This window comes from Streptomyces sp. NPDC059524 (assembly GCF_042749255.1).
Lineage (GTDB): Bacteria > Actinomycetota > Actinomycetes > Streptomycetales > Streptomycetaceae > Streptomyces > Streptomyces xanthii.
The window spans coordinates 1-5,551 of sequence record NZ_JBHYTK010000257.1; the positions used below are offsets into that span (position 1 = coordinate 1).

The 5,551-nt window shown below is 72.2% G+C and carries 6 protein-coding genes; 3 read left to right on the top strand and 3 right to left on the bottom strand.

All coding sequences use genetic code 11. The annotated features are described in order from the left end of the window. Nucleotides 1–625 (top strand): lactate utilization protein C (locus ACFW9D_RS37320; protein ID WP_384629832.1); only part of this gene is annotated, 625 nt, incomplete at its 5' end. A 22-nt stretch (nucleotides 626–647) separates the two neighbouring features. Next, a complete protein-coding gene (locus ACFW9D_RS37325; protein ID WP_384629834.1) occupies nucleotides 648–1,811 on the top strand; it encodes an ABC transporter ATP-binding protein in 1,164 nt (387 codons plus the stop codon). An 81-nt stretch (nucleotides 1,812–1,892) separates the two neighbouring features. Here ACFW9D_RS37325 and ACFW9D_RS37330 read toward each other — a convergent pair whose 3' ends face one another. The 3 genes from ACFW9D_RS37330 to ACFW9D_RS37340 are packed head-to-tail and all read right to left on the bottom strand — an operon-like array spanning nucleotide 1,893 to nucleotide 4,264. Then, nucleotides 1,893–2,837, bottom strand: a complete 945-nt coding sequence (locus ACFW9D_RS37330; protein WP_188335395.1) for an ABC transporter substrate-binding protein — start codon at nucleotides 2,835–2,837, stop codon at nucleotides 1,893–1,895. Beyond that, nucleotides 2,834–3,505 carry an ABC transporter permease gene (locus ACFW9D_RS37335; RefSeq protein ID WP_384629836.1) on the bottom strand — a complete coding sequence of 224 codons (672 nt, stop codon included), beginning with the start codon at nucleotides 3,503–3,505 and terminating at the stop codon, nucleotides 2,834–2,836. The genes ACFW9D_RS37330 and ACFW9D_RS37335 overlap by 4 nt, the downstream gene beginning before the upstream one ends. Before the next feature lie 36 nt (nucleotides 3,506–3,541). Next, a complete protein-coding gene (locus ACFW9D_RS37340) occupies nucleotides 3,542–4,264 on the bottom strand; it encodes an ABC transporter permease (protein ID WP_384629838.1) in 723 nt (240 codons plus the stop codon). Between the two features lie 189 nt (nucleotides 4,265–4,453). Here ACFW9D_RS37340 and ACFW9D_RS37345 point away from each other — a divergent pair, with 189 nt between their 5' ends. Continuing rightward, nucleotides 4,454–5,419, top strand: coding sequence for a pirin family protein (locus ACFW9D_RS37345; protein ID WP_384629840.1), 966 nt, complete (start codon nucleotides 4,454–4,456; stop codon nucleotides 5,417–5,419). Nucleotides 5,420–5,551 lie beyond the last annotated feature (132 nt).

The window sequence follows — 5,551 nt, forward strand, 5'->3', positions numbered from 1 at the left end:
GGCGGGGGGGGGGGGCGCGCGCGGCCCCCCGGCCGGGCCGCCGTCCTCGAACCGCGACGCGATCGACCGGAGCTATCTGCGCGAGCACGGCGGGCGGAGCGTCGAGGAGACGGTGGAGCTGCTGGCCGAGAACCTGGCGGACTACCGCGCGGTCGTGCACCGCTGTGGCGCCGCGGAGCTGCCCCTCCTGATCATGCGGCTGCTGGCCGAGCGGGGTCCGGAGTCGGTGCTGGTCCCGCCGGGGCTCCCGCCGGAGTGGATGTCGGCGGCCGGCCCGCCGCGCGTCCACGACCGGGCCGTCAGCACCCCGGCGGAACTGGACCGCGTGGAGAGCGTCGTGACGGGGTGCGCGGTCGCGATCGCCGAGACCGGCACGATCGTCCTGGACGGCTCCCCCGACCAGGGACGGCGCCGTATCACCCTGATCCCCGACCACCACATCTGCGTGGTCCGCGTCCCCGACCAGGTCGTGTCCTCGGTGCCGCGGGCACTGGAACGGCTCGATCCGTCGCGCCCGCTGACGTGGATCTCGGGCCCGTCCGCGACCAGCGACATCGAGCTCGACCGGGTCGAGGGGGTGCACGGTCCGCGCACCCTGGAGGTGGTGCTGGTGAGCGGGGAGTGAGGGTCCCGGTTAGCGTGAGTCCATGATCCGGTTCGATCAGGTCACCAAGCGGTACGCGGACGGCACGACGGCGGTGGACGACCTCTCCTTCGAGGTCGCCGAGGGCGAACTGGTCACGCTCGTGGGCCCGTCCGGCTGCGGCAAGACGACCACGATGATGATGGTCAACCGGCTCATCGAGCCCACGTCCGGCCGCATCTTCGTCGACGGCGAGGACATCGCGACGATCGACCCGGTGCGGCTGCGCCGCCGCATCGGGTACGTCATCCAGCAGGTCGGCCTGTTCCCGCACCGCACGATCCTCGACAACACGGCGACCGTCCCGGCCCTGATCGGCTGGAAGAAGCCGAAGGCCCGGGCCCGCGCCGCCGAGCTGCTCGATCTGGTGGGCCTGGACCCGAAGACGTACGGCGGCCGGTACCCGGAGCAGTTGTCGGGCGGCCAGCGGCAGCGGGTGGGGGTGGCGCGGGCACTGGCCGCCGATCCGCCGGTGCTGCTGATGGACGAGCCGTTCGGCGCTGTCGACCCGGTGGTGCGCGAGCAGTTGCAGGACGAGTTCCTGCGGATGCAGGCGGCGGTCCGCAAGACGGTGCTGCTCGTCACGCACGACATCGAGGAGGCCGTGCGGCTCGGCGACCGGATCGCGGTGTACGGGCAAGGGCGCATCGAACAGTTCGACACGCCGGGTGCGGTGCTCGGGAAACCCGCGACGCCGTACGTCGCCGAGTTCGTCGGCGCCGACCGGGGGCTGAAGCGGCTGTCGGTGACCGCGATCGAGGCGGCCGATCTGGAGCAGCCCGCGGTGGTCGGGATCGACGAGTCGGCGGCGCAGGCCGCCGCCCGGCTGCGGCAGGAGGGCGCGCGCTGGGCCGTGGTCCTGGACGGGCAGGGCGATCTGCACGGCTGGGTCGGCGTCGACGAGGTGGCCCTGGCGGGCGCGGGCGGCAGGGTGGGCGAGCTGGCGCACCGCATGAACGCGTGGGTTCCGGTCGGGGCGCCGCTCAAGCAGGCGTTCGGTGTGATGCTGCAGCACGACGCGGGCTGGGTCGCGGTCCTCGACGGCTCCCGCTTCCTCGGCGTGCTGACACCTGCGAAGCTGCACGAGGCGCTGCGGCGGTCGGTGGACGCGGACGCGCTGGGCGTGGGGCGCGACGAGGTCGACTTCGACTCGGTCGCGGACGCGTGAGACGGCCTGCGCGGCAGCCGGCACAACCCTGAAGTCTCACCCTAAAGTTCACCTTGAGGGTGAGCGGTCGGTGTGGGGCCCTCAGAGCAGCCCCTTGTCCTCCAGATACGTGCGGGCCACGTCCTCGGGGAGCCGGCGCCAGCTGTCGACCTGCTCGTTCAGGGACGCCAGGTCCTTGGTGGTGAGCACGGAGTTGAGCTTGCCGAGCGCCTGGGCGACCTTGGTGCTGCCCGCGCGGGAGCGGTTGACGACCGGCACGATGTAGTCGGCGTTCTGGAGGTTCTTGTCGTCGGCGAGCAGGACGAGGCCGAACTCGCCGAGCGTGGCGTCGGTCGTCGTGGTCAGCACCATCTGGTCCTGCCCGTTCTGCACGGCCTTCTTGGACTGCGTGGTGCCGACGCCCTTCGGATCGACGCCGGTGACGTCGATCCCGTAGACCTTCTTGAGCCCCGGCGCGCAGTACGGCCGCTGGACGCACTCGTCCCCGGCGGCGAGCCGCACCTTCTGGCCGGATCCGCCGAGGTCGCTGAGCGTGCGCAGGCCGTGGGTACGGGCGTACGCGGAGGTCACGGCGAAGGCGTTCTGGTCGACGGCCTTGCCAGGATCGAGGACGACGAGACCGCGCGGCCCGGCGAGCGAGCGCAGGGCGGACATGGTGGCGTCGAGGTCGGGCGATCCGGCCGGTGCGGCGTCGGCCCCGTTGGCCTTGGCGTTGAGCCAGTCGGCGAACGTGGCGGCGTACTCGGGGACGACGTCGATCTGCCCCGCCTCCAGGGCGGGTTCGTACAGCTCCCGGTTGGCGACGGACAGGATGCGGGTGCCGTATCCGGCGTCGTCGAGCAGGAGCGCGTACATGTTGGCGAGCAGGTCGCTCTCGGTGAAGCCGGCGGAGCCGATGACGAGGTGCTTGCTGTCGCCGGGCGGCGCGGTGACGGCGCCCTGGTCCTCGAGGGCGGGGCCGCCGGAGCAGCCGCCGGCGAGCAGTGCGGTCAGCGCCGCGAGCACGGCGAGGGTTCTCCTGGTCATCCGCTCCCCCGCGCCCAGGACGGTGCGAACCGTTCCGCGATCTCGAAGAGCCCCTCCACGAGGAGGGCGAAGACCGCGACGAGGAAGGCTCCCGCGACGACCTGCGGGGTGCTCGCGAGGTTGAACCCGGCGGTGATGATGCGGCCGAGTCCGCCGCCGCCGGCGAGGGCGGCGATGGTGGCGGTGGCGACGAGCTGCACGGCGGCGATCCGCACCCCGTTCATGATCATCGGGAGGGCGAGCGGCGCCTCGACGCGCAGCAGCATCTGCTTCCCCGTCATCCCCATGCCGCGGGCGGCCTGGACGACGCCTCGGTCGACGCCGCGCATGCCGACGTAGGCGTTGGTGAGCAGGGGCGGCACGGCGAACAGCACCAGTGCGACGACGGTCGGCCCCTCGCCGTACTGGCCGAGCGGGGTGAGCAGGAGCAGGACGAGGACGGCGAAGGTCGGTACGGCCCGCCCCACGTTGGAGATGTTCACGGCGAGCGCGCCGCCCTTGCCGAGGTGGCCGAGCACGAGGGCGATCGGGAGGGCGATGAGGCAGCTGACCACCAGGCACACGACGGTCAGGACGAGGTGCTGGGCGAGCCGGTGCCAGATGCCGTCGTCGCCGGCCCAGTGCGAGGCGTCGGCGAGCCAGTCCCAGGCGTCGGTGAGGGTCTTCACGACGGCCTTCCTGTGGTCACGCGGGGCTCCCTGTCGTCATGAACGGCTCGCTCTCGTCCAAGGGGTCAGGAGGCGGCCGACGCCGAGAAGCAGCACGTCGGCGACGACGGCGATCACGACGCACAGCGCGGAGGCGGTGAGCACCTGCGCCTTGAAGTACGTGTTCATGCCGGAGTAGATGAGGTTCCCCAGTCCCCCGTAGCCGACGATCGCCCCGACGGTGACGAGCGAGACCGCGGACACGGTGGCGATGCGCAGCCCGGCCATCGCGGCGGGCAGCGCGAGCGGCAGTTCGACGGTGAGCAGCAGCCGGATCGGCCCGTAGCCCATGCCCCGGGCGGCCTGCCGGGTCTCCTCGGGGACGGCGCGGAGTCCGGCGAGGATGTTGCGGACGAGCAGCGTCAGCGAGTACAGGACGAGTCCGGCGACGACGAGCGTGGCGGACAGCCCGTACGCGGGCAGGAGCAGCGAGAACATGGCGAGCGAGGGGATCGTGTAGAGCACGGTCGTTAGCGCGAGCACGGGTCCGGCGGCCCAGCCCCAGCGGCGGGCGACGACGGCCAGCGGCACCGCGATGACGAGGGCGATGGCGACGGCGATCACGGTGATCTGCAGGTGCTGCACGACGGCGTCGACGAGGATGTGCCGGCGCGTGTCGAGGTAGGCGCCGCAGATCCAGTCGTTGCGGGCGAGACAGTCGTCCGGCGGCGCGGCGTCCACCGCCGGCGTCGCCAGGGTCGCCTGATGCGCCGGGGGCATCTGATTCCCCGGGGTCATCTGGTTCGCCGCGGTCACATGGGGCACTCGTCCATTCCAGTGGCTGGTGGTGCGGATGGCGCGCCGGGTGACCCGTACGGGCGGCGGACGCGCCGGTGCGCGCGCCGCCCGTCGGGGCGACTTCGGGCCGCGGGACTGACGGAGAGCCGCACAGGCCCTAGGTTGTCCGACATGAGCAATCTTGATCGTGAGGCGGTTCCCTCCGTGTGCGGCGGACGGGGTTTCGTCGTGGCGGAACCGGTGCGCGAGCTTCTCAGCCCGCGCCGCGTGAAGCTCGGCGAGTCCACCGAGGTCCGGCGCCTGCTGCCGAACCTGGGCCGCCGCATGGTGGGCGCCTGGGCCTTCGTCGACCACTACGGCCCCGACGACATCGCGGACGAGCCCGGAATGCAGGTGCCGCCCCACCCCCACATGGGCCTGCAGACGGTGAGCTGGCTGCACGAGGGCGAGGTGCTGCACCGCGACTCCACCGGCAGCCTGCAGACGATCCGCCCGCGCGAGCTGGGCCTGATGACGTCGGGCCGCGCCATCTCGCACTCGGAGGAGAGCCCGAAGACCCACGCGCGCTATCTGCACGGCGCCCAGCTGTGGGTCGCGCTCCCCGACACGCACCGCCACGTCGAGCCGCACTTCCAGCACCACGCGGACCTGCCGACGGTGACGGCCCCGGGTCTGACCGCCACGGTGATCCTGGGCTCGCTCGACGGCGCGACGTCGCCGGGCTCGACGTACACGCCCATCGTGGGCGCGGACCTGACCCTCACCGCGGGCGCCGACGTCCGCGTCCCCCTGAACCCCGACTTCGAGTACGCGGTCCTGGCCATGTCCGGCGAGTCCCACGTGGACGACGTCCCGGTCCTCCCCGGCTCGATGCTCTACCTCGGCTGCGGCCGCACGGAACTCCCCGTACGGGCGGGCTCGGACACGGGCCTGATGTTCCTGGGCGGCGAACCGTTCGAGGAGGAGCTCGTCATGTGGTGGAACTTCATCGGAAGGTCGCAGGACGATATCACCCAGGCCCGTGAGGACTGGATGACAGGGTCCAGATTTGGGGATGTGAAGGGGTACGACGGGGATCGACTGGACGCTCCCGAACTGCCGCCCGTGCCGCTCAAACCTCGGGGACGCGTGCGCTGAGCTGCGATATCTTCCCCGGGATCATCACGACGCACCCATGCACCAGCGACGCCCACTCGGCCGCTACACGCTGCGACCGCAAACGGCGGCGCGCGGGGGGGGGGGCGCCCGCGGCGGAGGGCGCTGATGTGC